Origin of the sequence: Streptomyces incarnatus, assembly GCF_001027185.1 — a bacterium.
Classification (GTDB): domain Bacteria; phylum Actinomycetota; class Actinomycetes; order Streptomycetales; family Streptomycetaceae; genus Streptomyces; species Streptomyces puniciscabiei.
The window spans coordinates 7,386,335-7,412,041 of sequence record NZ_CP011497.1; the positions used below are offsets into that span (position 1 = coordinate 7,386,335).

Genomic DNA, 25,707 nt, shown 5'->3' on the forward strand with positions numbered 1-25,707 from the left:
CTGTCTGCGGCGTTGGCGGGCCTCCTTGTCACCTTCGCACGCGAACGAGCAGTCGTCACGACCGGCCCGCAGACCGTCGCACGACGCTACCCGGACCGGCCGACGATCGGTGAAACCGCAGGTCAGCTCAGCTTGCGGAAGAGGCCCTCCTGCACCACGGACACGATCAGTTGCCCTGAGAGGTTGTAGATGCGGCCCCGGGCAAGGCCCCTGCCGCCCACCGCGATCGGCGACTCCTGGTCGTACAGGAACCACTCGTCCGCGCGGAACGGCCGGTGGAACCACATGGCGTGATCCAGGGAGGCCAGGTCGAAGTTCCGTGGGCCCCACAGCGGTTCGACCGGGATGCGGACCGCGTCCAGGAGGGTCATGTCACTGGCGTAGGTCAGCGCGCACGTGTGCACCAGCGGGTCGTCGCCGAGCGGTCCGACCGCGCGCATCCACACGGCACTGCGCGGCTCGGCCCCCTGGATCTCCTCGGTGTTCCAGCGCAGCCGGTCGACATAGCGGATGTCGAAGGGCTGGCGGCGCGCCATCCGCTCCAACTGCTCCGGCAGCGCGCCCAGGTGCTTGCGGATCTCCTCGGAGACCGTCGGCAGCGACTCCGGATCCGGCACCTCACGGGCCGGCGGCAGCTGGTGCTCGAACGGTCCTTCCTCAGGCTTGTGGAAGGAGGCCGTCAGATTGAAGATCGTGCGGCCCTGCTGCACGGCCGTGACCCGGCGCGTGGTGAACGACCGGCCGTCACGGACCCGCTCCACCTGGTACACGATGGGCACGCCGGGGCGGCCCGGGCGAAGGAAGTACGCGTGCAGCGAGTGCACCGGGCGGTCGCCGTCCGTGGTGCGGCCGGCCGCGACCAGTGCCTGGCCCGCCACCTGGCCGCCGAAGACCCGCTGCAGCGACTCCTGCGGGCTTCGGCCACGGAAGATGTTGACCTCGATCTGCTCCAGGTCGAGCAGGTCGACCAGGCGCTCGGCGGGATTCGTCGTCATCGGTGGGATTCTCCTGGGATCACAACGGGTCTCACAACTGGTCGACGGCGGTTCACAGTTGACCGACTTCGGTGACGCGGACGACCGCACGGCCCTCGGCGTCCGAGGCGGCGAGATCGACCTCGGCGCTGATGCCCCAGTCGTGGTCGCCGCTCGGGTCGTCGAAGATCTGGCGGACGCGCCAGAGGCCGTTCTCCGGCTCCTCGTTGATGACCAGCAGCTTGGGACCGCGGGCGTCGGGACCGGTGCCGAGGTCGTCGTACTCGTCCCAGTACTTGTCCATCGCCTCGCCCCAGGCGTCGGCGTCCCAGCCGGACTCGGCGTCCATCTCGCCGAGCTCCTCGACCTGGTCGAGGGCGGCCAGCTCCACGCGGCGGAACATGGCGTTGCGGACCAGGACCCGGAAGGCCCGCGCGTTGGTGGTGACCGGCTTGACCTCGTCGGCCTTCTCCTGGGCCTCCTCGGCGGTCATCTCCTCCGGATTCGCCAGCTGCTCCCACTCGTCCAGCAGGCTGGAGTCCACCTGCCGCACCATCTCGCCCAGCCACTCGATCAGGTCCTGCAGGTCCTCGGACTTCAGGTCGTCCGGGATGGTGTGGTCGAGGGTCTTGTAGGCGCTGGCGAGGTAGCGCAGCACGATGCCCTCGGTGCGGGCCAGCTCGTAGAAGGACACCAACTCCGTGAAGGACAGCGCCCGTTCGTACATGTCGCGGATCACCGACTTCGGCGACAGCGGATGGTCGCCGACCCACGGGTGGCTCTTGCGGTAGGTGTTGTACGCGTGGAAGAGCAGCTCCTCCAGCGGCTTCGGGTACGTGACGTCCTGGAGGCGCTCCATGCGCTCCTCGTACTCCACGCCGTCCGCCTTCATCGCGGCGACGGCCTCGCCGCGCGCCTTGTTCTGCTGCGCGACGAGGATCTGCCGCGGGTCGTCCAGGGTGGACTCGACGACGGAGACCATGTCGAGGGCGTAGGACGGCGACTCGGGGTCGAGGAGCTCGAACGCGGCGAGGGCGAACGTGGACAGCGGCTGGTTGAGCGCGAAGTCCTGCTGCAGGTCGACCGTGAGGCGGACGATACGGCCCTCGGCGTCGGGCTTGTCGAGCTTCTCCACGATTCCGCCGTCGAGCAGCGACCGGTAGATCGCGATGGCCCGCCGGATGTGCCGGAGCTGCTGCCTGCGCGGCTCGTGGTTGTCCTCCAGGAGGTGGCGCATCGCCTCGAACGCGTTGCCCGGGCGGGCGATCACCGACAGCAGCATCGTGTGCGTCACCCGGAAACGCGAGGTCAGCGGCTCCGGTTCCGAGTCGATCAGCTTCTGGAAGGTGTTCTCCGTCCAGCCGACAAAGCCCTCCGGCGCCTTCTTGCGCACCACCTTGCGCCGCTTCTTCGGGTCGTCGCCCGCCTTCGCCAGCGCCTTCTCGTTCTCGATGACGTGCTCCGGCGCCTGCGCCACGACGAGCCCGGCCGTGTCGAAACCGGCCCGGCCGGCCCGGCCCGCGATCTGGTGGAACTCCCGGGCCCGCAGCGTGCGCACCCGGCTGCCGTCGTACTTCGTGAGAGCCGTGAACAGCACCGTGCGGATGGGCACGTTGACGCCCACGCCGAGCGTGTCCGTGCCGCAGATGACCTTCAGAAGGCCCGCCTGGGCGAGCTTCTCCACCAGGCGCCGGTACTTGGGCAGCATGCCGGCGTGGTGGACGCCGATGCCGTGCCGGACGTAACGGGACAGGTTCCGGCCGAACTTGGTGGTGAAGCGGAAGTTGCCGATCAGCTCGGCGATCTGGTCCTTCTCCTCGCGCGAGCACATGTTGATGCTCATCAGCGCCTGCGCCCGCTCCACGGCCTGCGCCTGCGTGAAGTGCACGATGTACACGGGCGCCTGCCGGGACTCCAGCAGGTCGGTGAGCGTCTCGGTGAGCGGGGTGAGCTGGTACTCGTAGGAGAGCGGCACCGGACGGGTCGCCGAGCGGACCACCGACGTGGGGCGGCCGGTGCGACGGGTGAGGTCCTTCTCGAAGAACGACACATCACCCAAAGTCGCCGACATCAGGATGAACTGCGCCTGGGGGAGCTCCAGCAGCGGGATCTGCCAGGCCCAGCCACGGTCGCCCTCGGCGTAGAAGTGGAACTCGTCCATGACGACCTGGCCGACATCCGCGTTCTTGCCGTCGCGCAGCGCGATCGACGCCAGCACCTCGGCGGTGCAGCAGATCACGGGCGCGTCGGCGTTCACGGAGGCGTCGCCGGTGAGCATGCCGACGTTCTCGGTGCCGAACAGCTTGCACAGCTCGAAGAACTTCTCCGACACCAGCGCCTTGATCGGGGCCGTGTAGAAGGTGACCTCGTCCCGGGCCAGCGCGGCGAAGTGGGCACCCGCGGCGATCATGCTCTTGCCGGAGCCGGTCGGCGTCGAGACGATCACGTTCGCCCCGGAGACCACCTCGATCAGCGCCTCCTCCTGGTGGGGGTAGAGGGTGAGGCCGCGCTCCTGCGCCCACGACTCGAAGGCTTCGTACAGGGCGTCGGGGTCGGCGGTCGGCGGCAGCTGATCGATGAGGGTCACGCCCCCATCTTGCCTGGCCTTGCCCCCGAGAGGGGAATCGGATGCGGGCAGGAAGATCATGGCCGCTACGCTGTGTCGCCGACGGGATGTCAGTGCACCAGGTCAACTGGACAGCGGCACACGAGGAATGGGGCGGGAAGCGGCCATGATGGGACCAGCACACTCACTGTCGGGGGCCGCGGCCTGGCTCGGCGTCGGGGCGGCAGCCGCCGCGGCAGGTCACCCGATGCCCTGGCCGGTACTCCTCTGCGGCGCCCTGATCTGCGCCGGCGCCGCGCTCGCCCCCGACCTCGACCACAAGGCGGCCACGATCTCGCGCGCCTTCGGACCGATCTCGCGCTGGATCTGCGAGATCGTGGACAAGCTGTCGTACGCCGTCTACAAGGCGACCCGGATGAAGGGCGACCCGCGCCGCTCCGGAGGTCACCGTACGCTCACGCACACCTGGCTGTGGGCGGTCCTGATCGGTGCCGGCTGCTCGGGGGCGGCGATCGCGGGGGGCCGCTGGGCCGTGCTCGCGATCCTGTTCGTGCACATGGTGCTGGCGATCGAGGGACTGCTGTGGCGGGCGGCACGCGGCTCCAGCAGCGATGTCCTGGTCTGGCTGCTGGCGGCGACCACCGCGTGGATCCTCGCGGGCGTCCTGGACAAGCCCGGCAACGGCTCCCACTGGCTGTTCACGGCGCCGGGCCAGCAGTACCTGTGGCTGGGGCTGCCGATCGTGCTCGGCGCTCTGGTGCACGACATCGGGGACGCGCTGACGGTGTCCGGCTGCCCGATCCTGTGGCCGATCCCCGTGGGCCGCAAGCGCTGGTACCCCCTGGGGCCGCCCAAGGTCATGCGGTTCCGGGCCGGGAGCTGGGTGGAGCTGAAGGTGCTGATGCCCGTGTTCATGCTGCTCGGCGGCGTGGGCTGCGCGGCGGCCCTCAACGTCATCTGAGGCATCCCCCGGACGCGGCGCGCCCCTCGCGTCCGGGCCCCCGGCGCCTGGCCCGAGGCACGCCTCGCACCCGAGGCACCCCTCGGATTCAGGTCGCTGCGCCGGCCCCCGCCCCGCCGTACCGGCGCTCGAAGCGGGCGATCCGGCCCTCGATGCCGACCCGTGCGGGCCTTGCCCGTGTAGAAGGGGTGGCTCTCCAGAGGGGATCTCCACGTCGATCACCCGGTAGTCCGGTCGTCGTCCACTCGATGGTCTGCTCACTCCACGCCGTCGAGCGGGTCAGAGACGCGCAGCCGGCGGCGCGGTCGCGGAACACCACGGGGTGGTGGTCGGGGTGCTCGTCCTGCTGCGTAGCGGCTCCTCGGGCGGGGCGGTCGAGCAGGGCGTGGGCGGACCCGCCGGGGCCCGTGGGTCAGCCGGGCAGGGAGTCCTCGTCGACGATGTGCATCGCGGCCTCCTCGGCGGAGGCGGCGGCGCCGTCGATGCCGACGTCGGTGGCGACGAGGGCGGCCTCCTCGTCCTCGTGCGCTCCTTCGTCCGGGGCCACCAGCCGGCCGGAGCGGAGGTTGCCGACCTCGTTGTCGAGGAGCTCCCCGTCGCTGTCGCGGTCACCGATGTCGTCGCCGTCGGGGGCGACGAGGTCGGGCTGCTCCTCGGCGAGCCGCTGGTCCAGAGTCTCGCCCGCCTGGCGCTCGGCCGCCGTCACCCCGGTGTGCTCCACCGCCCAGGGGCGCTCGGGAGGGGACCAGCCACGGTCGAGCGGGTCCGCGACGCCGTCGAAGTCCAGTGTGTCCTCGACGTCGAGCACCCCCGAGTCCTCCCGGATCTCCGAGGGATCGGGCTGGTAGACGTCGTCCCCCCAGCCGTCGGCGCTGTCCACGAGTACCTCCAGGTGGTGAGGACGGCCATGTGCCGCCGCGAGGGGCGGCGGGCCGCCGGCACGCGTGGCACGAGGACGAGGGTCACACGCCGTGAACCGGATGGTTCCGGGGCGTTCCTCGCACCGGTGCCGTTTCCAGACTTCCACCCCTGCTCGGCACCGCGCAACGGCACGGGCGCGGGTCATTGCCGGCGGTCGCCCACCGGCACCGATCACACCCCATCGCGCGCCCTCGCGCCGTGGCCCGGCTGCCGGAAGCGCCGGGAGACGCGGCCGCGCGCTGGTCCGCCGTGACCGGCGGGGCGGAGGGCCGGCGGTAGCCCCCGCCGGGCGCCCGCCCTCGGCGGACAGGCCGTCCCGGGAACCGACAGCCGTGCCCACGACACCCAGCGGAGCGCAACCGGTCACTGCCGGCGCCGCCGCCTTGATCGCGGAGAGCGGCCTTGCCGGCCGGTACCGCGGCGGCGGCCTTGTCGGCGGGCGCTGCACCGGCGGCCTTGCTGGCGGCACCGCGTCGGCGGCCTTGTCGGCGGGCACCACGTCAGCGGCCATGCTGGCGGGCACCGCGTCGGCGGCCTTGCCGGCGGGCAACGCGCGCCGGCGGCCCTGTCGGCAGGCGTCGGGCCGCGGCACCGGCCGCCCGTGCGCTCGCCGGGTCCTCACCCGTGCCAGGACCGCCACAGTGCCGCGTAGGCGCCGTCCGCCGCGACCAACTCGTCGTGGCTGCCCAGCTCGCTGATGCGGCCCTCCTCCACGACGGCGATCACGTCGGCGTCGTGGGCGGTGTGCAGACGGTGGGCGATGGCGACCACGGTGCGGCCGTCCAGTACCCGGGCCAGCGAGCGTTCCAGGTGCCGGGCCGCGCGCGGGTCCAGCAGCGAGGTCGCCTCGTCCAGGACCAGCGTGTGCGGATCGGCGAGCACCAGCCGGGCCAGCGCGATCTGCTGGGCCTGTGCCGGGGTGAGCGCAAGACCGCCGGAGCCGACCTCGGTGCCCAGGCCGTCGTCCAGTGCCCGTGCCCAGCCGTCCGCGTCGACCGCGCCCAGTGCCGCCCACAGCTCGGCGTCCGTGGCGGTGGTGCGGGCCAGCAGGAGGTTGTCGCGCAGGGAGCCGACGAAGACGTGGTGCTCCTGGTTGACCAGGGCGACGTGCGACCGGACGCGTTCCGCCGGCATCCGGGACAGCTCGGCGCCCCCCAGGCTGATCCGGCCGTCGCGGGGTGCGTAGATCCCGGCGAGCAGCCTGCCCAGGGTCGACTTGCCCGCGCCCGAGGGGCCGACCAGGGCCAGCCGGGTGCCCGGGGCGACGTCGAGGGACACCTTGCGCAGCACGTCGACGCCCTCGCGGTAGCCGAAGTGGACCCGGTCGGCCCGCAGGTCCCGCCCGCCCGGTGCCAGCGAGCCGTCCCCGGCGTCCGGCTCGATGTCCCGCACGCCGACCAGGCGGGCCAGCGACACCTGGGCGACCTGCACCTCGTCGTACCAGCGCAGGATCAGGTTCACCGGGTCGACGAGCATCTGCGCGATGAGGGCGCCGGTGGTCAGCTGCCCTACCCCGATCCAGCCGCTCAGCACAAAGGTCCCGCCGACCATGAGGACCGAGCCGAGCACGATCGTGTGCACGGCGTTGATGACCGGGAACAGCACCGACCGCAGCCACAGCGTGTACTGCTCCCAGGCGGTCCACTCCCTGATCCGCCGCTCCGAGAGGGCGACGCGGCGGGCGCCGAGCCGGTGCGCCTCGATGGTGTGGCCCGCGTCCACCGTCTCGGCGAGCGCGGCGGCCACGGCGGCGTACCCGGCGGCCTCGGAGCGGTAGCCGGAGGGCGCCCGCCTGAAGTACCACCGGCACCCGGCCACGAGCACCGGCACGGCGAGCAGTACGGCGGCCGCGAGCGGCGGAGCCGTGACGACGAGCCCGCCGAGCAGCAGCAGGGCCCAGACGACACCGATCGACAGCTGGGGCACGGCCTCGCGCATCGCGTTGGCCAGGCGGTCGATGTCGGTGGTGATGCGGGAGAGGAGGTCGCCCGTCCCCGCCCGTTCCAGCACGCCCGGCGGCAGGCCGACCGACCGGACGAGGAAGTCCTCGCGCAGGTCGGCCAGCATCCGCTCGCCGAGCATCGCGCCGCGCAGCCGCACCTGCCGGGTGAACACGGCCTGCACGGCCAGCGCGAGCACGAACAGCCCGGCGGTCGGGCCCAGATGGAGGTCCGCAGACCGGTCGGCCACCCGCTCGACCAGGCCGCCGAGCAGGTAGGGCCCCACCATGGACGCGATCACGGCCACCGTGTTGACGCCGATGAGCAGCAGGAACGCCCGGCGGTGCCGGCGGAACAGCTCGGTGACGTAGGCGCGCACGGTCGCGGTCGCGCCGACGGGCAGGGTGGTGGCGGTCGTCGGGGCCGCCGGGTCGTACGCCGGCGGCGCTACGCCGATCATGCGCTCTCCTCGATCTCTTCCGGTTCCTGGCGTGCGCCCACCAGGGCGCCCTCGTCGGCCGCGGCCAGTTCGTCGGCCGTCTCCCGGGTGACCACGGCCCGGTACCGCGGTTCGCCGTCGAGCAGTTCGCGGTGTACGCCGACCGCCACGACCTCGCCCTCATGGACCAGGGCGACCCGGTCCGCCTGGTCGAGCAGCAGCGGAGAGGAGGTGAACACCACGGTCGTACGGCCCGAGCGGAGCCGGCGCAGTCCGTCCGCGATCCGTGCCTCGGTGTGCGAGTCGACCGCGGAGGTCGGCTCGTCCAGCACCAGCACCTCGGGGTCGGTGATCAGCGACCGGGCCAGCGCGAGCCGCTGGCGCTGGCCGCCGGACAGGGACCGCCCACGCTCGGTGATGCGGGCGTCCATCGGGTCGGCGGCGTCCAGCGATCCCTGCACGAGCGCGTCCAGGACGTCGCCGCACTGCGCCGCGGCCAGCGCGTCCGCGGCCCGTACGGCTCCCGAGGCGGGCACGTCGAGCAGCTCGCGCAGCGTCCCGGAGAGCAGCACCGGATCCTTGTCCTGGACGAGGACGGCGGTACGGGCGCTGTCCAGGGGGAGGTCGTCCAGCGCGACCCCGCCGAGCAGCACCGAGCGGCACGGCTCGGTCGGGTGGCCGCCCAGCCGCTCCGCGAGTCTGCCCGCCGCGTCCGGGTCGCCGCAGACCACGGCGGTGAGCCGGCCGGCGGGAGCGAGCAGACCGGTGCCGGGGTCGTACAGGTCGCCGCCCGGCACCTGCGCCTCGAGGGTGCCCTCGGTGGCCGTGGACCGCTCCAGCGACAGCACGCGGGCCGCCCGTTTGGCCGAGGGGCGCGAGAAGGAGTACGCCATGGCGATCTCCTCGAAGTGCCGCAGCGGGTAGTTGAGGATCATGACCGCGCTGTAGACGGTGACGAGTTCGCCGACGGTGATCCGGCCCTGGCGGGCGAGGTGGACGCCGTGCCAGACGACGGCGATGAGCAGCAGTCCGGGCAGCAGCACCTGGACGGCGGAGATCAGCGACCACATCCGGGCGCTGCGCACCGCGGCGTGCCGTACCTCCTGCGAGGCGCGGCGGTAGCGGTCGAGGAACAGCTCCTCGCCGCCGATGCCACGCAGCACCCGCAGCCCGGCGACCGTGTCCGAGGCCAGCTCGGTGGCCCGGCCGGCCTTCTCGCGCTGCACATCGGCGCGGCGCGTCGCCCGGGGCAGCAGCGGCAGCACCGCGAGGGCCACGACGGGTACTCCGACAGCGACGACCACGCCCAGGGCGGGCTGGTAGACGAGGAGGCCGACACAGACCACGACGACCGTCAGCGCGGCCGCGGTGAACCGGGAGACCGCCTCGACGAACCAGCCGATCTTCTCGACGTCACCCGTGGAGACGGCCACCACTTCGCCTGCCGCGACCCGCCGGGTCAGGGCGGAGCCCAGCTGGGCGGCCTGGCGCGCCAGCAGTTGCTGGACGCGGGCGGCCGCGGTGATCCAGTTGGTGACGGCGGCCCGGTGCAGGAAGGTGTCGCCGAGGGCGATTCCCGTGCCGCACAGCAGCATCAGAGCACCCGTCAGGGCGAGCTCGGTGCCGGAGCGCTCCAGGACGGCCTCCACGGCCTGACCGACGCAGAAGGGCAGGGCCGAGACGGAGACGAAGTGCAGCAGGCCCCAGGCGAGCGACTTCAGCTGTCCGGCCAGCTGGTTCCGCCCGAGCCACCACAGGAATCGGGGACCCGAACGCGCGTCCGGGACGCCCGGATCGGAGTACGGAAGGTCTTGAATCTGCATGACGTCCCAGTTGCTCGTGTCAGGAGGGAAGGGGTGTCGAGGGGATGGAGTGAAGGGGGGAGGGGAGAAGAGCGGTGACAGGCCGTGAAAGGTTCGCGTCGCCGAGTGGTTAATTTCAAACGGTTTTCCCGACGGAGCGGCGACGTTCACCGGCTTCCGGCCACTGGTCGGCCGGTCGGCCACGTCACGAGGCCGTCACCCGAATGTCCGGAAGAGGGCATAAACATCCGGTATGGGGTGTCACGATGGTGGCGTGCGGATCCAGGGTGTGCGGCGAATGGCGGTCGCGGTGACGGCTTTTGGAACTCTGCTGGCGACTCTGTCGGCGTGCGGCACCGGAAGCTCCGGGCCGGCCCGCACCGCCGGGGCGGCGGGCTCGCGCGGCGAGGCCGGGCCGAGCCCGTCGGTGTCGGCCCTCCCCGCGACCGACCCGACCCGCATCCCGGGCGTGGGTGACCGGTTCCACCGGCAGATCCCCCGTGACTCGGACCAGGTCGTCGTGGTGTACGGCGAGGCCGAGGACTCGGCCGACTCCACGGTCGTGCTGTACACACGGGACGGCGCGCGGTGGCGGCCGGTGGCCGACTGGCCCGCGCACAACGGCCGGTACGGCTGGACCACGGACCATCACATGGGCGACGAGCGCAGTCCCGTCGGCGTGTTCGGTCTCTCCGACGCGGGGGGTGTGCTCGACGACCCCGGCACCCGGCTGCCGTACGACCAGGACGAGGGTGCCTACGCGCCGCCGAACGACTGGGGCGAGGCGCACCGGCACGACTTCGACTACGTCATCGCCATCGACTACAACCGCCTCCCGGGCACCCCGCCGTACGACCCCACGCGCCCGGAGGGCGACGACAAGGGCGGCGGCATCTGGCTGCATCTCGACCACGGCGACGGCACGTCCGCGTGCGTCAGCGTGTCCAAGGACGCCATGGAGTTCCTGCTGCGCACGCTGGACCCGGCTCGGCATCCCGTGATGGTGATGGGCGACCGGGCGGAACTGCGCGCCTGAACGCACGATCGCGCCGTTGTTCCCGAGGCGTCATTGCGGCCGGCCCCGACTGGCCCGTAGAACACCGGCCATGAGAAGACGGATAGTCATGTCCATGCTTGCCGGAGCGACCCTCCTGGCGAGCGCCCTCTTCGGCACCGGAGCCGCTGACGCCCAAGCGGCCGACGTTCCGGCCGAGTTCGGTACCGACTGGCACGACCCGGTCACCGCGGCACCGCCCGTCGAGCGGCCGCACACCAAGTCGTGCCAGGTCACCCTCGCCGACGCCCAGTTCCGCGACTTCACGCCGTACCGGGGCGCGTACACCCCGCCCCAGGGCTGCGGTGACCGCTGGAGCAAGGTCGTGCTGCGGCTCGACGGCAAGGTGAAGGGCCGTCAGTACGACCGCCTCGGCTATCTGCACGTCGGCGGGGTCGAGATCCTGCGCACCTCCACTCCGGAGCCCTCGCCCGACGGCATCGCCTGGCACGTCGAGAAGGACGTCACCCGCTACAGCGACACCTTCCGCAGCCCGCAGAACGTCGAGATGCTGATCGGCAACGTCGTGGACGACACCTACACAGGCGTCATCGACGTGCACGTCACCCTGACGTTCTCCGCGGGCCGTCCCGCGGAGCGGACGCCCGACCGGGTGCTCACCCTCGCCGACACGCCCGGCGGCACGACCCTCACCACCCCGCGCAACAGCGAGCGGATCGTCGCCGAGGTCTACGCGACCGGTTCGGGTGGCGGCTGCGAGGAGTTCTGGTACCTGACCGTGGCCGACCCGGCGTCGTACTCCTGCAAGGCCGATCACGGACCGTACCGGGAGGTGCAGATCAAGGTCGACGGCCAACTCGCGGGAATCGCCGCGCCGTTCCCGAACGTCTGGACCGGCGGCTGGTCCAACCCCTTCCTCTGGTACGTCATTCCGGCGCCGGGCGCCTTCGATGTCCGGCCGATCGCATACGACCTCACGCCGTTCGCGGGCCTGCTCGACGACGGGCGCCCGCACCGCGTCGAGGTCTCCGTCGTCGGTGTGCCCGCGGGCCAGTCGGGCTGGAGCGCCCCGGTGAACGTCCTGGTCTGGCAGGACGCGCACCGCTCCCACCTGACGGGGGCGCTCACCGGGAACAGGGCGACGGACATCGCCAACTCCTCCGTCTACACGCCCGGTTCGGAGAACCGTGTGAACACCGAGGCCGGACACCGGCTCACCGTGTCCGGATACCTCGACACCTCGCACGGGCGCGTGACCACCACCGTCACCCGGACGCTCGCCAACACCTCCGTCCACCGCTGGACCGACGGCGAGAACACGGACGGACTGGACGCGACCTGGACCGACGACCAGACGGTCACCGTCGGCGGCCACGGTCCCGCCCGGACCACGCACACCGACCGGACCTACACGATGAACGGCGCGACGACCGTCGGCGCGGACGACAGGCTGCGCACCGTCCTGACGCTCGGCGACCGCGCGTCGGTCGTGGAACTGCGGGACGGCCGGCGCACCGCGTGGTCGCGGCTCGACGACACCTACAGCGGCGACGCGGCGTACACGATCAACGTCCCGCGCGACCAGCGGCATGCGGTCGGCACGTCGAGCGAGCGCTACCGGCTGTACGGCTCCGACGGCTGCTACGACCGTTCGCTGACCACCGTTCAGGGAGTGCTGACGGAGGATCGCGAGCGCTGCTGAGCACAGCGCGATGTCAGGTGCGCCACCTGTGATGTACGGCTGTGACACGGGCGTCTCCCCTTCCAGGAGTGCCCGTGCCGCAGTCCGTACCGTCCCTGCCGCGACGCGTCGCGCGCATACTGCGTACCTCCCTCTTCGCGCGGGTCGCCCGCGTGCTCGTGCTCAGCGTCGTCGTCGGGAAGCTGTGGCCCGGGACGTCCTCCAGTCCGGTTCCGGCCCGCACGTCGACCCGTGGTGTGCGGTCCGCCGTGGTCTACGCGCCGCGGTCTACGCGGGTCCGGTGCCCTGTCGCGGAGCGCGGTTCGCCGCGTTCAGCAGCGCTGGCCGCCGTCCCCCTCGATGAGGGTGTCCAGGAGCACGCCGAGCACCTGGCGCTCCTTCTCCGTCAGCGGAGCGAGGATCTCCTCGGCCGCCGACCGGCGTGCGCCGCGCAGTTCGCGCAGGGTCGTGCGCCCCTCGTCCGTCAGCTCGATCCGGGTCACCCGCCGGTTCGCCGGATCCGCCACCCGCCGTACCTTCCCGCTCGCCTCCAGCCCGTCGACCAGCGTCGTCACCGCGCGCGGCACCACCTCCAGGCGCTCGGCGAGGTCGGCCATGCGCGGCGGCGAGGCGTAGTGCGCGAGGGTGCGCAGCAGCCGGGACTGGGCCGGGGTGACGCCCAGGTCGTGCCGTTCCAGATGGCGTTTCTGGATGCGGTGCACCCGGCGGGTCAGCCGCAGCAACTGCTCGGCGAGCAGGCCGTCGGAATCGGGGGTGGTCATGCGGGAACAATATCAGGATGCCGTTCATTGTGAGTATAGGTAACAATGAGCTACGATCCGTTCGTCATCGCCGGCCGACCCTCGACCGACGCCCGTTCACCTCCGTAGGAGCCCATGCATCCCGACCGAGAACCGTCCTGGACCCCGCCTGCCGACGCCAAGGAACAGCCCCGGCAGGTGCGCCGCATCCTGAAGCTCTTCCGTCCCTACCGCGGGCGGCTCGCGATCGTCGGCCTGCTGGTCGGCGCCTCCTCGCTGGTTTCGGTGGCCACGCCGTTCCTGCTCAAGGAGACCCTGGACGTCGCGATCCCCCGGGGCCGCACCGGCCTGCTCAGCCTGCTCGCGCTCGGCATGATCCTCAGCGCCGTCCTCTCCAGCGTCTTCGGCGTGCTCCAGACGCTGATCTCGACCACCGTCGGCCAGCGCGTCATGCACGACCTGCGCACCGCCGTCTACGGCCGCCTGCAGCGCATGTCGCTCGCCTTCTTCACGCGGACGCGCACCGGCGAGGTGCAGTCCCGGATCGCCAATGACATCGGCGGCATGCAGGCCACCGTCACCTCGACCGCCACCTCGCTGGTCTCCAACGCCACCAGCGTGGTCGCCACGATCGTCGCGATGGTCGCCCTCGACTGGCGGCTCACGATCGTCTCCCTGCTCCTGCTGCCGGTCTTCGTGTGGATCAGCCGCCGCGTCGGCAACGAACGCAAGAAGATCACCACACAGCGGCAGAAGCAGATGGCCGCGATGGCGGCCACCGTCACCGAGTCGCTCTCGGTCAGCGGCATCCTGCTCGGCCGCACCATGGGCCGCTCCGACTCGCTCACCGCCTCCTTCGCCGAGGAGTCCGAGCGTTTGGTCGACCTGGAAGTGAAGTCGAACATGGCCGGGCGCTGGCGCATGGCCGTGATCACCATCGTCATGGCCGCCATGCCCGCCGTCATCTACTGGACGGCCGGCCTGGCCCTGCAGTTCGGCGGCCCCAAGGTCTCCCTGGGCACCATCGTGGCCTTCGTCTCGCTCCAGCAGGGACTGTTCCGGCCGGCCGTGAGCCTGCTCGCCACCGGCGTCCAGATCCAGACCTCCCTCGCCCTCTTCCAGCGCATCTTCGAGTATCTGGACCTGCCCATCGACATCACCGAGCGCGAGCGGCCCGTCCACCTCGACCAGGTCAAGGGCGAAGTCCGCTTCGAGGGCGTGGAGTTCCGCTACGACAACGACGACAGGGCCCGCGCAGTCCTCGACGGCGTCGACATCACCGTGCCGGCGGGCGGCAGCCTCGCCGTCGTCGGCCCGACCGGTGCCGGCAAGTCCACGCTCGGCTATCTGGTGCCCCGCCTCTACGACGTCACCGAAGGCCGCGTCACCATCGACGGGGTCGACGTCCGGGACCTCGACTTCGACACCCTCGCCCGCGCGGTCGGCGTCGTCTCGCAGGAGACGTACCTCTTCCACGCCTCGGTCGCCGACAACCTCCGCTTCGCCAAGCCGGACGCCACGGACGAGGAACTGCAGGCGGCGGCCAGGGCGGCGCAGATACACGACCACATAGCCGCGCTGCCCGACGGCTACGACACGGTCGTCGGCGAGCGCGGCCACCGCTTCTCCGGCGGTGAGAAGCAGCGCCTCGCGATCGCCCGCACCATCCTGCGCGATCCGCCGGTCCTCATCCTCGACGAGGCGACCAGCGCGCTCGACACCCGTACGGAGGCGGCCGTCCAGGAGGCGATCGACGCCCTGTCGGCCGACCGCACGACGATCACCATCGCCCACCGACTGTCCACGATCCGCGGCGCCGACCAGATCGTGGTCCTCGACTCCGGACGGGTCGCCGAACGCGGCAGCCATGAGGACCTGCTGGAACTGGACGGGTGGTACGCCGCGCTGGTGCGCCGGGACGCGCAACTCGAACCGGCGAGCTGAACGCGGCCGCTACCGACGCGCTGACGCCGTGACCGACAGACCGGACAGATGCCGGGTTTGTAGTGATATGCGTATTACCGTTCCCGCATGCAGACGAAGACTCCGCCGCGGAGCACGATTCGACTGACACGCCGGGGCAGATTCGCCCTTCTCGTGGCTGGCGCCGTCGTGGCCGGTACCGCCGTGGCGGTGCCGCTGCTGACGATGAACAGCGGAACCGAGCAGACACCGTCCGCGGTACTCGTCGTCCCGGAGGGCTGGCGTGCGAGTCAGGTGTACGACGCGATCGACAAGGCCCTGCGGCTGCCGCCCGGAAGCACGCGCAAGTCCGTCGGGAAGGCCGGTCTGAAGCTGCCGAGGGACGCCGCGGGAAACCCGGAGGGCTATCTCTACCCGGCGACGTATCCCCTCCGGAAGGGTGCGACCCCCGAGTCCCTGCTGCGCTTCATGGTCGACACCGCCGAAAGCAAGTTCGACGCGGCGCCGATCGCGGCCGGGCCGCAGCACGACGCGATGAATCCCTACCAGACCGTCACCATCGCCAGCATCGTCCAGGCCGAGGCCGCGACCGAGGCGGACATGGGCAAGGTCGCCCGGGTCGTCCTCAACCGGCTGGAGCGCGGAATGCCGCTGCAGATGGACTCGACGATCAACTACGCGCTGAACCGCAACACCGTCCACACGGCCCAGGACGACACCCGCATCGAGAGCCCCTACAACTCCTACCAGCGCATGGGCCTGCCGCCCACACCGATCGGCAACCCCGGCGCGGACGCGATGCGCGCCGTACTCAACCCGACGCCGGGCGACTGGCTGTACTTCGTCACGGTCAAGCCCGGAGACACCCGCTTCACCTCCGACTACACGACGCACATGCGCAACGTGGCGGAGTTCAACTCCCGCCACGAGGGCACCGGCCGGGCGCAGAGCCCGAGCCGGACTCGGTCCTCCTCGCGGCCCTCGGCCCGCTGAGCCGGCGGAACGTCACGCGGCGCCCGCTGAGCCGGCGGAACGTCACGCGGCGACCGGCTGCTCCTCGGCCAGCAGTCGCCTGATGTCCCGCACGGCCGCGCGGCCCGCCCGGTTCGCGCCGATGGTGCTGGCCGACGGCCCGTAGCCGACGAGATGGACGCGCGGATCGGCCACCGCCCGGGTGCCCTCGACCCGGATCCCGCCGCCCGGCTCGCGCAGCCGCAGCGGACGGAGATGATCCAGCGCGGCGCGGAACCCGGTTGCCCAGAGGATCACATCGGCGGTGACGTGCCGTCCGCCGTCCCACTCCACACCGTCCGGGGTGATCCGGTCGAACATCGGCTGCCGGTCCAGTACTCCGTCCGCGAGCCCTTGCCGGACCGCGTCGTTGAGGGGCAGCCCGGTGACCGAGACCACGCTGCGCGGGGGCAGCCCCTGGCGCACCCGCTCCTCCACCAGCGCGACGGCCTCGCGGCCCGCCTCCTGGTCGAACGGGCCGTCGCGGAACACGGGAGGCCGCCGGGTCACCCAGGTGGTCGCGGCCGCGTACGGGGCCAGCTCCAGGAGGTGCTGCGTACCCGAGGCGCCGCCGCCCACGACCACGACACGCCGGCCGGCGAACTCGCCGGGCCCGGTGTACTGCGCGGTGTGCAACTGCCGCCCGCGGAAGGTCTCCTGGCCGGGATAGCGGGGCCAGAACGGCCGGTCCCATGTACCGGTGGCATTGATCAGGGCGCGGGTCGACCAGGAGCCGGCCGAGGTCTCCACGAGCAGCCGTCCGCCCTCTCCCTCCCGTACCGCGCGTACGTCGACGGGCCGTCGCACGCGCAGCCCGAAGGTGCGCTCGTACCGGTCGAAGTATCCACCGATCACCTCCGCCGAGGGGCGCGCGGGATCGGCGTCCGTCAGCTCCATGCCGGGCAGCGCATGCATCCCGTGCACCTTGCCGTACGTCAGCGTGGGCCACCGGAACTGCCAGGCGCCGCCCGGCGCGGGGGAGTGGTCGAGGACCACGAAGTCACGGTCCGGCTCGAAACCGGTGCGCCGCAGATGGTAGGCGCTGGACAGCCCGGCCTGACCAGCGCCGATGACGACAACCTCGACCTCACGTGATTCGTTCACGGTTCTACTAACCTGACACCGGGGGTGGATCTTCCCGAGAGCCGGGGCGGCCGGGGCCCCGAAGCCGGACAGGCCCCGGCCCGGCCCCGGCCCAAGCGTCAGCCGGCCCGGCCTCAGCGTCCGCCCAAGACCAGCCGCGGCGCCCCGTCCCCGGCTCAGCGCCCGCCGGAGACCGGCAGTGGCGCCGCGCCCCCGGCGACCGGAGCCGCCATACGGTCCAGCAGGCCGCGGGCCGACGGCTCCGGAATCACGCCCTCGCCGAACCAGTACGCCTCCTCCAGATGCGGGTATCCGGAGAGCAAGAAGCGTCTCAGGACGTGCCCGTGCCACAGCTGCGAAACCCGGCCCATGGGCCAGGATGGGGACATGCCAGATGCCTTCACCACCCGCATGCTGCACATCTCCACCGGTTCCCGGGAACGCGTCGTCGACCTCACCGCCGACTGCGAGGACTTCCTGCGCGAGGCGGCGGCCGGTCGCGACGGCCTGCTCAGCGTCTTCGTCCCGCACGCAACGGCCGGAATCGCCGTCATCGAGACGGGCGCCGGCAGCGATGACGACCTGCTCGCCGCCCTGCACACCCTGCTCCCCGCCGACGACCGCTGGCAGCACCGCCACGGCAGCCCCGGCCACGGCCGCGACCATGTCCTCCCGGCCCTCGTCCCACCCCACGCCACCCTCCCGGTGATCGGCGGCCGCCTGGAGCTGGGCACCTGGCAGTCGGTCTGCCTGGTCGACACCAATAGGGACAATCCCAACCGTCAGGTGCGGCTGAGCTTCCTCGGCTAGGGATGCGCTTCGATGGGACTGCAGCGGTGAGGTCCGGCCCCGCCGGACGACGGTGACGGACGCTCACCTGGCGACCTGCCGGATCCGCCGTCCACTCATCAAGCCTGATCCGAGGAGCTGTAAGTGATGGACGAGGCCGCCTGCACGCACTGTGGCCAGGACAGGGTGCGTTGTCATGAGCGCAAGGACTCGGGACCCCCGTCTCCGGACGGCCGCACCACGGCCCAGGCCCCACCGTCCTCAACGAGGTCTGCGCCGGTCTCTCGCTCCCCGTGGACCAGGCGACGTAGGCCGCCGCGCTCGTCCGCCGTCGTGGGCCGCGGGTGTCACGCAGTCAGGCCCTCACCGACGGACGCGCCCCAGCCGGCCGGGGCGGTCACCTCGGCGGCCTCCCGCACACCACCGGCGAGCACCGCGCACGTGAACGCGATCACAGGGGCTTTCCAGTCCCAGGGGGCGAAGAGAATCACTGGCACGACGAACATGGAATGGACGGCGGAGACAGCGAACGCCCCCCGCGCCCAACCTCCGCCGATCACCGGCCGGCGTACGGCCGCCCAGTGGCGCCACCACAGTCCGGCAGCCACCGCCGCGATGACGGCCATCACTGCAGCGCCCAGCCGGGCCAGGTCGGCGTCGGTCACACCGCCAGGGTCCGGCGCGGTCGAGCCGGCCGTGTGCACGCTCAGTGCGACCGCAGTCCATCCGAGGGTCGCCGCACTCAGCAAGGAAGCCAGAACCGCCGAGCGCCGCCTACTCCAACTCGTCCCTGCATGTATGGAGTTCAATGTCATGGCTCATTCTAGCCACCGTTCAGATCTCCAACTCGGTTGCCCGAAAAGGTGTTTCGTGCCCTGTTTCAGGCGCCGGTACGGTCTGATCCATGGAGTGGAGTTTTCAGACGGCCGAAGAACTCGTGGCCGCCCTGCGTGCCGGTGAAGTGAGCTCGGCGGAACTGACCGACGAGGCGATTGCCCGTATCGAGCGGGACGACAAGGCGATCAACGCGATCTGTGTGCCGGACTTCGACCGGGCACGGGCCGCCGCGCGCGGTGCCGACCAGGCGCGCGCCCGCGGCGAGGACCGGCCGCTGCTCGGCATCCCGGTGACGGTCAAGGAGTCGTACGACATCGCCGGACTGCCCACGACCTGGGGCATGCCGCACCACCGGGACTACGTACCGGCCGAGGACGCGGTGCAGGTGTCACGGCTCAGGGCCGCCGGCGCGGTGGTGCTCGGCAAGACCAATGTGCCCCTGGGACTCCAGGACATACAGAGCTTCAACGAGGTCTACGGCACCACCAACAACCCGTGGGATCACGGCCGTACGCCGGGTGGGTCCTCCGGCGGATCGTCGGCGGCCCTGGCGTCCGGGTTCGGCGCGCTGTCCATCGGCTCCGACATCGGCGGCTCGCTGCGCACCCCCGCACACTTCTGCGGTGTCTACGCGCACAAGCCGACACTGGGGCTGGCGGCGGACCGCGGTATGGTCCCGCCGCCCGGGCCGGCGCTGCCGGTCGACCAGGACCTCGCCGTCGTCGGTCCGATGGCGCGCAGCGCCCGCGACCTCACGCTCCTGCTCGACGTGATGGCCGGGCCGGACCCGCTGACGCGGGGGGTGGCGTACGACCTGAGGCTGCCGCCCGCGCGCCACGAGCGGCTCTGCGACTTCCGGGTCCTGGTCATCGAGGAGCATCCGTGCATTCCGACCGGGTCCGCCGTGCGGGCGGGCGTCAACCGGGTGGCCGACGCGCTTGCCGACGGCGGTGCCCGCGTCGAACGGCACAGTCCGCTGCTGCCCGATCTGGCCGAAGCCGCGGTGACCTACATGCAGTTGTGGTTCTCGGGCGCCGTCGCGCGCTTTCCCGACGAGGCGTACGAGCAACTGCGGGCGCGTGCCGCCGGGCTGAGCGCCGACGACCGGAGTCTCCATGCGGCGCGGCTGCGCGGCATGGTGTCCAGCCACCGGGACTGGGTGGAGGCGAACAGCCGCCGCGAACTCCACCGGCACGGCTGGCGGCGGCTCTTCGCGGAGTTCGACGCCGTGGTGTGTCCCATCACGCCCACCCCCGCGTTCCCGCATGACCACGACCCCGATCCGCTGGCACGCCGGCTCGACATCGACGGCGTGGAGTACCCGTACCTCGACCAGATGGTGTGGGCCGGTGTGGCGACCATGCCCGGCCTGCCCGCCACCGCCGTACCGGCGGGCCGGTCCCCCGAGGGTCTCCCGGTGGGAGTGCAGCTCATCGGTCCGATGTTCGAGGACCGCACCCCGCTGCGGCTGGCCGAACTGCTCGAGCGGAGGATCGGCGGCTTCCAGGCGCCGGAGTAGGGCGTTCGCCGCACACCGACGAGCAGGATCCCGGCCGCACGGTACGGCTCAGCCTCCCTGGCCGACCCAGCGGCACCGGCCAGGGGGCGCAGCGGGCTCCGGTGTGATGACGTCGGCTCTCCGGTGGTGCCGACTGGGAATCCGGCGAAGATCCTTCTACCGTGGGGTCCGCCTGTCCCGGTGCCGCTGGACGACGTAAGGGGGCTTGGTGGAAGCCGAGTTGGGGACGCTCGCCGCACAGGGGGCCACGGCTCTGGTCGGGCTCATGGTCACGGACGCCTGGCTGAGGATGAAGCACGGGGGGCGGCGGCTGAGCCGCTGGCTCTCCCGGCGCGGCGAGGACGGCGAACTGGACGCCGCCCGCGCGGAGTTGGACGCCGCCAGAGAGAGCGGCGACGAGGAGGCGGCGGCGAACCGGGTCGCCGCCGACTGGGAGCGGCGCCTGCTGCGCATCCTCGAGGACGACCCCGAGGCCGCCGAGGAACTGCGCCGGCTGCTGGCCGAGGTGCTGCCGGCGGCGTCGTACGACATCGCCTTCGACGTCCCTCCGCCCGCCCCGGCGGCCTCCGGCGTCCAGCCCGACCAGCTGCCCGCCCTGACCGGCACGTTCAGCAACCGGGTCGCCGAGCTCGACCGGATGAACAGCCTGTGCGGGGAACCCGACAGGGTGCGGCTCGCCGTCCTCGCCGGGCTGCCCGGGGTGGGCAAGACGGCGCTCGCCTGCCGCTGGGCGGACACCCGGCGCGCGCACTTCCCCGACGGCCTCTTCTACGTCGACTACGCCGCCCTGCGCGACGAGTCCGCCGTGGGCGCGGCCATGGGTGCGGTCGAGACCTCACAGGCCCTCGCCTCGATCCTGCGGGCGCTGCTGGGCAGCGATGCCCATGTCTCCGAGCGGTTCGAGGAGCTGAGGCGGCAGTACGAGACCCACTCCCGCGACCGGCGCATGCTCGTCCTCATCGACAACGTCACCCTGGCCGCCCAGGTGCGGGCGCTGATCCCCACGGGCCCCGGCAGCACCGTCATGGTCACCAGTCACAGCAAGCTCGGCGAGCTCGTCGCGCAGGACGGCGCCGAACTCATCGACCTGAAACCCCTCGACCCGCACAGCGGCCTGAAACTGCTGAGCGACCAGTGCGGAGCGGACGTGGTCGCGGCCGAACCCGGCGCGGCTGCACGCCTCGTGGAGCTGTGCGGCGGACTGCCGGTGGCACTGCGCATCGTGGCGACCCGGCTGACCACCGGCGACGCCCCGAGCCTGACCTACCTGGCCCAGGAACTCGGGGACGAGGCCGAACGGCTGGAGGGCATCTCCCTGCCCGGCGGCGGCCACTCGCTGTCGGCCGTCCTCGGCCCCTCCTACCGGCTGCTGCCGCCCGGACCGGCCCGGATGTTCCGGCTGCTGGGCTGGCTGCCCGCGGGACTGTTCGACGAGTCGGTCGCAGCCGCCGCCACGGGCGTCGACCGCCGCACGGCCCGGCGCCTGCTGCGCGAACTGGCCGCCGCGAGCCTGCTGGACAGGGACCGCGACGGCCGATACCGCGTTCACGACCTCGTCCGGCTCTACGCCCGCGAGCGTGCCGTGGCCGAGGAACGGCCCGACGAGGAGAGGGCCCTCGTCGAGCGGGTGACCACCCACTACCTCGTCCTCGCGGCCCTCGCCGACCGGGCGCAGCGCGCGGACCGGCTGCGCGTCGCCGATCTGACCGCGCTGCTGGCAGGGGCCACGGACCCCTTCCGCGCACCCGACGGCCCCGCCCCGCTGACCTGGCTCGACGCCGAGTGTCCCGCGATCCTCGCCGTCCTGCGCGCGGCCGTACGCCACCGCCTGCACGCCCTGGCCTGGCCGCTGGCCGAGGCGTTCACCGTGCTGTTCCTGCACCACCGCCAGCTCGGCGCCTGGAAGGAGTCCCTCATCCTGGGCAGCGAGGCCGCCGCCGCGCTCGCCGCCGACCCGGCCACCCCCGCCGACGCCGCGGCCGAGGCCCGGGCCGGCGAGGCCCGGCTGCGCAGCCTGCTCTCGCGCCCCCTCACGGACCTCGGCGAGCACGACCGCGCCCGCACCGAACTGGAGCGCGCCGTCGCCCTCGCCGAAGCCACCGACCGGCTGCTGCTGCGCGCCTCCGTCCAGGAGTTCCTCGGCCGCCACCTCGACCTCTTCGAACCGGCCCGGGCCGTGGAGACGTACCGCTACTGCCTCGACCTCAACCGCCGCGCCCAGGACCGGCGCGGCGAAGCCCTGGCCCTGCTCTTCCTGGGCTCGGCGCTGGACGCCCAGGGCGAGCACGAACAGGCCCTCACCCTGCTCGGCCGGGCACGCGCGGATCTGCTGGGCCTCCCCGAGCCCGACGAGCGGATGGCGGCCCGCGCCCTCCTCGCCCTCGGCCGGGCCCACGCCCACCGCGAGGAGTACGACGCGGCCTTCCACGCCCTGGAAGCGGCGGCCGACACCCTTCAGGCACGGCGCGCGTACGGCTACGAGGCCGACGCGCGGGAGGAACTCGCCGGCCTCGCCCAGCGGACCGGCCGCCACCCGGACGGGGTGCGCGCCTGGCTGACCCGTGCCCTGGAGATCCACGAGGCGAACGGCAACCGGCGCGCGGACGACGTGCGCCGGCGACTGCGGGACCTCAGCTGAGACGCGGCGGCGCGGGGCGCGGGCGGAGTACGACGTCCTCGTCCCGCACGCCGGCGATGCGCAGGGTCAGCAGCGCCTCGCCCGGCGGCAGGCCTTGCCGCAGCCGGGCGTGGACGACCGCCGCCGCGAGCCCGGGAGACGGCGCCGGACCGGTCACCGCCGCCTCTACCACCTGACCGTCCCGCAGCCCCACCAGATGGCCACCGCGCGCCACCGCGCAGGCGGCCAGCAGACTGCCGGGCAGCCGGGCCAGGGTGTCCCGGATCCAGGCCAGCGCCTCGGCGACCGATCCGGCCCGGTCGGCCCGCTCGATCACCGAGGCGCTCTCGAGCAGCCGGCGGTCGCGTTCCCCGTCCGAACAGGCCAGATGCGCGAAGCGGTACGGCGAGGAGTCCGGGCTGTCCTCCTCGGCCTCCGGCCCACCGTGCGCGTACGCCCGTGCCTCGGCCGGATACCGGCGCACCGACACGACCGGACCGGCCGGCTCCTCGCCCACCTCGGTGACGACCAGCCAGGAGGTCACCGGCTCGGCGGCCGGTTCCGGCACGGGCAGCAACAGGTCCGGCGGGGGTGCGGAGCCGGGCTCGGGGAGTTCCAGCAGTTCGTAGACGGCGGTGCGGAGCCGTGTCAGAGCCCGGCCGGAGTCGGCGAAGGCCCGCCCGGTGATATGGGCGTACCGCTCGGGGGAGTGGTCGCGTACGGCGTTCTCGACCTGAGCCGCCAGATCGGTGCCCGGGTCCAGGCGCGGGGCCGCGGCGGCCAGATCGTGTGCCGCCGTCTCCGGCACCGCGTCGGCGCCGAAGGCACCGAGCAGCACCGGGTGCCCGAGGGCGGCACCGTACAGCGTCACCGACCCGTGGTCGCCGATCACCAGGTCCGCCGCGACGAGCGCGGGCCGCCAGGCGTGCACGGGCGGCATCAGCAGCAGGCCCGCGTCGAGCGCCGAGGCCTGGAGCGCACGGATCTGCCAGGACCCGTGCGCCGACCAGACGTTGGGATGGACCACGGCCGCGACCCGGTAGGCGTCGTGGGGGAGCGCCCCCAGCAGGCGAACCGGCAGATCGGGATGCCGGCCCAGCAGGGAGGTCGGCCCCCAGGTGGAGCTGATCACGACGAGCCGCCGGCCCTCCTCAACGCCGAGGGCCCGCCGGTACGCGTTCCGGCGGGCCCGGGCGGCGAGCAGCTCGTCGTAGCAGGGGTCGCCCAGCAGCAGGGTGCGGCCGGCGGTCTTCGGGTGGGCGGCGAGGAGTTGTCGTTCCTGGTCCGGGTGCGAGACGGCGAGCCAGGCCCGGCCGGACTCCAGCAGCGCGTCGGGGACGAGGCCGGACAGCCGGTCGTGTGGCCCGCGCGCGTCCGGGACCCGCTTCTGGAAGCCCACGCCGTGCGGCAGCACCAGCACCGGGCAGTCACCGTCCGGTATGTCCACGTTCTCGCTGGCCGTGAGGATGAGATCGGGGCTGATGAACGCCAGCTGGTCCCAGGGCATGACCCGGCATCCGGACTCCCGCAGGAGCTCCCCCACCCCGTCGGCGAACGCGGAGGTGGGGTCGTGGGCGAAGACGACGCTCACTCGGGGGTCGTCGCGGAGCAGGGCGGGCAGCACCTCCAGCACGCGCACGGTGGAGGTGACGGTGCGCGCGGCCACGACGAGCGTCCGCTCGGCCGGGAACGTACGCCAGCGGTGGGCGTCGGGGCCTATGGGGACGCGCAGGAAACCGCCGGAGGGGCTACCGGACACCGAGCCCCCGCTCCCGCGCGGTTCGCGGTTCGCGGTTCGCGGTTCGCGGTTCGCGGTTCGCGGTTCGCGGTTCGCGGTTCGCGGTTCGCGGTTCGCGGTTCGCGGTTCGCGGTTCGCGGTACCGTCGACCTATCACGTGACAAGTTGGCTGACAACCCTTCAGATCGGCTCGGCTCCGGCGGACCGCTCCACGGTAACGAATCACGCAGGCCGCGCCCAGGTTCAGGGTGGACCGGGCGACGGCACCAGACCGAGTCGCTGGGCGCGCAGCACGGTGCCCAGCCGGTCGCGGGTGCCCAGCTTGCGGTAGATGTTCTCGACGTGCTTGTGCACCGTGCGGACGGAGATGCCGAGGCGACGGCCGATGGCGTCGGCGGTGAGCGCGTCGGTGAGCAGCAGCAGGACGGCCGTCTCGCGCGGCGTCAGCGCGCAGTCCGCCGCCCGCTCGTCCGCCGCCCGTTCGTCCGGCGCTCCGCCCGGCCCGAGTCCGCGCCGCCACTCCTCCAGCAGCCGCCGCTGCCGCTCCACGGCGGCCAGCAGCGGCTGCGCGCGCTCCGCCATGGCGAGATGGTCGTCGGTGAAGTCCGTACCGGCGCGGTAGACCAGGCACCCGGTGACCGGGCTGGTGCTCTCGGGAAGCGGCACGCCCAGCACTTGGTCGACGTCGAGCGCCTCGCCGAGCAGACGCGCCGTGGGACTGCCCGGCCAGCGCCGCCCCGCCGCTCGACGGGCGGTGACGGGCAACCGGTCGGTCCTGTCCGCGTAGTGCCGGGCGAAGGGATAACCCGCGCGGAGCAGGGCCAGGTCCGATTGCGCGAGCCGCCCCAGCTCGACGGCGGCGGCATCGGGCGCCACACCGATCGTCCCCGCGTGCTCGCTCCAGTCGTCGAGTTTGTGGATCGCCGCCTCGCCGCCGCACAGATCCGCCAGGGCGCCGGCGAGCATCGGCCACAGCTGCGCGGGCTCCCGTTCGTGCAGCGCCGCCACGGCGACCGCGGTCATGTGCTCATAGGCCCTGTCCAGCCCCACCTGTTCCTCTCCGGTCGCCTCGCGGCCCGTCCCCGGCCGTCGACGTACGTAGTTGTACGCATACCCCCGCGGCCCCCGGC

18 protein-coding genes and 3 pseudogenes are annotated in these 25,707 nt (G+C 72.4%); 9 read left to right on the top strand and 12 right to left on the bottom strand.

The features are described from left to right. Nucleotides 1-122: 122 nt before the first annotated feature. Both ABB07_RS33540 and ABB07_RS33545 read right to left on the bottom strand, forming a co-directional pair. A complete protein-coding gene (locus ABB07_RS33540; protein WP_208902230.1) occupies nt 123-995 on the bottom strand; it encodes an acyl-CoA thioesterase in 873 nt (290 codons plus the stop codon). Between the two features lie 52 nt (nt 996-1,047). Then, a complete protein-coding gene (locus ABB07_RS33545) occupies nt 1,048-3,561 on the bottom strand; it encodes a DEAD/DEAH box helicase (RefSeq protein ID WP_208902231.1) in 2,514 nt (837 codons plus the stop codon). Between the two features lie 145 nt (nt 3,562-3,706). Here ABB07_RS33545 and ABB07_RS33550 point away from each other — a divergent pair, with 145 nt between their 5' ends. Next, the gene (locus ABB07_RS33550; RefSeq protein WP_208902232.1) at nt 3,707-4,501 is read left to right on the top strand and encodes a metal-dependent hydrolase; all 795 of its coding nucleotides are present in this window, start codon (nt 3,707-3,709) and stop codon (nt 4,499-4,501) included. A gap of 88 nt (nt 4,502-4,589) precedes the next feature. On the opposite strand, the pseudogene ABB07_RS33555 reads toward ABB07_RS33550, so the two are convergent. From ABB07_RS33555 to ABB07_RS33570, 4 genes and pseudogenes are all read right to left on the bottom strand, one after another. Beyond that, nucleotides 4,590-4,883, bottom strand: a pseudogene (locus ABB07_RS33555) (type B 50S ribosomal protein L31). 30 nt (nt 4,884-4,913) lie between these two features. Further along, a complete protein-coding gene (locus ABB07_RS33560; protein ID WP_208902234.1) occupies nt 4,914-5,381 on the bottom strand; it encodes a DUF5709 domain-containing protein in 468 nt (155 codons plus the stop codon). A 659-nt stretch (nt 5,382-6,040) separates the two neighbouring features. Then, nucleotides 6,041-7,822 carry an ABC transporter ATP-binding protein gene (locus ABB07_RS33565; RefSeq protein ID WP_208902235.1) on the bottom strand — a complete coding sequence of 594 codons (1,782 nt, stop codon included), beginning with the start codon at nt 7,820-7,822 and terminating at the stop codon, nt 6,041-6,043. Then, on the bottom strand, nt 7,819-9,624 hold the full coding sequence (locus tag ABB07_RS33570; RefSeq protein ID WP_208902236.1) for an ABC transporter transmembrane domain-containing protein: 1,806 nt from the start codon (nt 9,622-9,624) through the stop codon (nt 7,819-7,821). The genes ABB07_RS33565 and ABB07_RS33570 overlap by 4 nt, the downstream gene beginning before the upstream one ends. Before the next feature lie 232 nt (nt 9,625-9,856). Here ABB07_RS33570 and ABB07_RS33575 point away from each other — a divergent pair, with 232 nt between their 5' ends. The 3 genes and pseudogenes from ABB07_RS33575 to ABB07_RS42090 all read left to right on the top strand — a co-directional run. Then, nucleotides 9,857-10,639, top strand: coding sequence for a hypothetical protein (locus tag ABB07_RS33575; protein ID WP_425264779.1), 783 nt, complete (start codon nt 9,857-9,859; stop codon nt 10,637-10,639). A gap of 70 nt (nt 10,640-10,709) precedes the next feature. Then, nucleotides 10,710-12,320 carry a peptide-N4-asparagine amidase gene (locus ABB07_RS33580; RefSeq protein WP_341845906.1) on the top strand — a complete coding sequence of 537 codons (1,611 nt, stop codon included), beginning with the start codon at nt 10,710-10,712 and terminating at the stop codon, nt 12,318-12,320. A gap of 74 nt (nt 12,321-12,394) precedes the next feature. Beyond that, a pseudogene (locus ABB07_RS42090) lies at nt 12,395-12,535 on the top strand (C4-dicarboxylate transporter DctA); the annotation flags it as partial. Between the two features lie 96 nt (nt 12,536-12,631). Here ABB07_RS42090 and ABB07_RS33585 read toward each other — a convergent pair. After that, nucleotides 12,632-13,081, bottom strand: coding sequence for a MarR family winged helix-turn-helix transcriptional regulator (locus ABB07_RS33585; RefSeq protein WP_055707317.1), 450 nt, complete (start codon nt 13,079-13,081; stop codon nt 12,632-12,634). A 114-nt stretch (nt 13,082-13,195) separates the two neighbouring features. Here ABB07_RS33585 and ABB07_RS33590 point away from each other — a divergent pair, with 114 nt between their 5' ends. Both ABB07_RS33590 and mltG read left to right on the top strand, forming a co-directional pair. Beyond that, nucleotides 13,196-15,004: an ABC transporter ATP-binding protein gene (locus ABB07_RS33590; protein WP_208902239.1), complete on the top strand. Its 1,809-nt coding sequence runs from the start codon at nt 13,196-13,198 to the stop codon at nt 15,002-15,004. 87 nt (nt 15,005-15,091) lie between these two features. After that, nucleotides 15,092-15,976 carry an endolytic transglycosylase MltG gene (mltG, locus tag ABB07_RS33595; RefSeq protein ID WP_208902240.1) on the top strand — a complete coding sequence of 295 codons (885 nt, stop codon included), beginning with the start codon at nt 15,092-15,094 and terminating at the stop codon, nt 15,974-15,976. 42 nt (nt 15,977-16,018) lie between these two features. On the opposite strand, the gene ABB07_RS33600 is transcribed toward mltG, so the two are convergent. Beyond that, entirely contained in the window at nt 16,019-17,098 is a 1,080-nt protein-coding gene (locus ABB07_RS33600) for an NAD(P)-binding domain-containing protein (protein ID WP_208902241.1), read from the bottom strand. A gap of 155 nt (nt 17,099-17,253) precedes the next feature. Further along, nucleotides 17,254-17,427, bottom strand: a pseudogene (locus ABB07_RS33605) (alkanesulfonate monooxygenase); the annotation flags it as partial. A 37-nt stretch (nt 17,428-17,464) separates the two neighbouring features. Here ABB07_RS33605 and ABB07_RS33610 point away from each other — a divergent pair. Next, nucleotides 17,465-17,887 (top strand): secondary thiamine-phosphate synthase enzyme YjbQ, encoded by a 423-nt coding sequence (locus ABB07_RS33610; protein ID WP_208902242.1) that lies wholly within the window; start codon nt 17,465-17,467, stop codon nt 17,885-17,887. A gap of 326 nt (nt 17,888-18,213) precedes the next feature. On the opposite strand, the gene ABB07_RS33615 is transcribed toward ABB07_RS33610, so the two are convergent. Beyond that, nucleotides 18,214-18,531 carry a hypothetical protein gene (locus tag ABB07_RS33615; RefSeq protein ID WP_208902243.1) on the bottom strand — a complete coding sequence of 106 codons (318 nt, stop codon included), beginning with the start codon at nt 18,529-18,531 and terminating at the stop codon, nt 18,214-18,216. A gap of 239 nt (nt 18,532-18,770) precedes the next feature. On the opposite strand from ABB07_RS33615, the gene ABB07_RS33620 reads away from it, so the two are divergent. Next, on the top strand, nt 18,771-20,222 hold the full coding sequence (locus ABB07_RS33620) for an amidase (RefSeq protein WP_208902244.1): 1,452 nt from the start codon (nt 18,771-18,773) through the stop codon (nt 20,220-20,222). A gap of 208 nt (nt 20,223-20,430) precedes the next feature. Then, nucleotides 20,431-22,860, top strand: coding sequence for an ATP-binding protein (locus tag ABB07_RS33625; protein ID WP_244189595.1), 2,430 nt, complete (start codon nt 20,431-20,433; stop codon nt 22,858-22,860). Here the strand turns inward: ABB07_RS33625 and ABB07_RS33630 are convergent. Further along, nucleotides 22,853-24,598: a hypothetical protein gene (locus ABB07_RS33630; RefSeq protein WP_244189596.1), complete on the bottom strand. Its 1,746-nt coding sequence runs from the start codon at nt 24,596-24,598 to the stop codon at nt 22,853-22,855. The two genes, ABB07_RS33625 and ABB07_RS33630, sit on opposite strands and share 8 nt — an antisense overlap. 222 nt (nt 24,599-24,820) lie before the next feature. Next, on the bottom strand, nt 24,821-25,627 hold the full coding sequence (locus ABB07_RS33635) for a helix-turn-helix transcriptional regulator (protein ID WP_244189597.1): 807 nt from the start codon (nt 25,625-25,627) through the stop codon (nt 24,821-24,823). Nucleotides 25,628-25,707: the final 80 nt, after the last annotated feature.

What these genes read in the sequence shown, in the direction of transcription:
- ABB07_RS33540 (WP_208902230.1), bottom strand. Translation starts at nt 995, where the DNA reads ATGACGACGAATCCCGCCGAGCGCCTGGTCGACCTGCTCGACCTGGAG.
- ABB07_RS33575 (WP_425264779.1), top strand. Translation starts at nt 9,857, where the DNA reads ATGGGGTGTCACGATGGTGGCGTGCGGATCCAGGGTGTGCGGCGAATG.
- ABB07_RS33610 (WP_208902242.1), top strand. Translation starts at nt 17,465, where the DNA reads ATGCCAGATGCCTTCACCACCCGCATGCTGCACATCTCCACCGGTTCC.
- ABB07_RS33580 (WP_341845906.1), top strand. Translation starts at nt 10,710, where the DNA reads ATGAGAAGACGGATAGTCATGTCCATGCTTGCCGGAGCGACCCTCCTG.
- ABB07_RS33565 (WP_208902235.1), bottom strand. Translation starts at nt 7,822, where the DNA reads ATGATCGGCGTAGCGCCGCCGGCGTACGACCCGGCGGCCCCGACGACC.
- mltG (WP_208902240.1), top strand. Translation starts at nt 15,092, where the DNA reads ATGCAGACGAAGACTCCGCCGCGGAGCACGATTCGACTGACACGCCGG.
- ABB07_RS33620 (WP_208902244.1), top strand. Translation starts at nt 18,771, where the DNA reads ATGGAGTGGAGTTTTCAGACGGCCGAAGAACTCGTGGCCGCCCTGCGT.
- ABB07_RS33550 (WP_208902232.1), top strand. Translation starts at nt 3,707, where the DNA reads ATGATGGGACCAGCACACTCACTGTCGGGGGCCGCGGCCTGGCTCGGC.
- ABB07_RS33570 (WP_208902236.1), bottom strand. Translation starts at nt 9,624, where the DNA reads ATGCAGATTCAAGACCTTCCGTACTCCGATCCGGGCGTCCCGGACGCG.
- ABB07_RS33590 (WP_208902239.1), top strand. Translation starts at nt 13,196, where the DNA reads ATGCATCCCGACCGAGAACCGTCCTGGACCCCGCCTGCCGACGCCAAG.
- ABB07_RS33585 (WP_055707317.1), bottom strand. Translation starts at nt 13,081, where the DNA reads ATGACCACCCCCGATTCCGACGGCCTGCTCGCCGAGCAGTTGCTGCGG.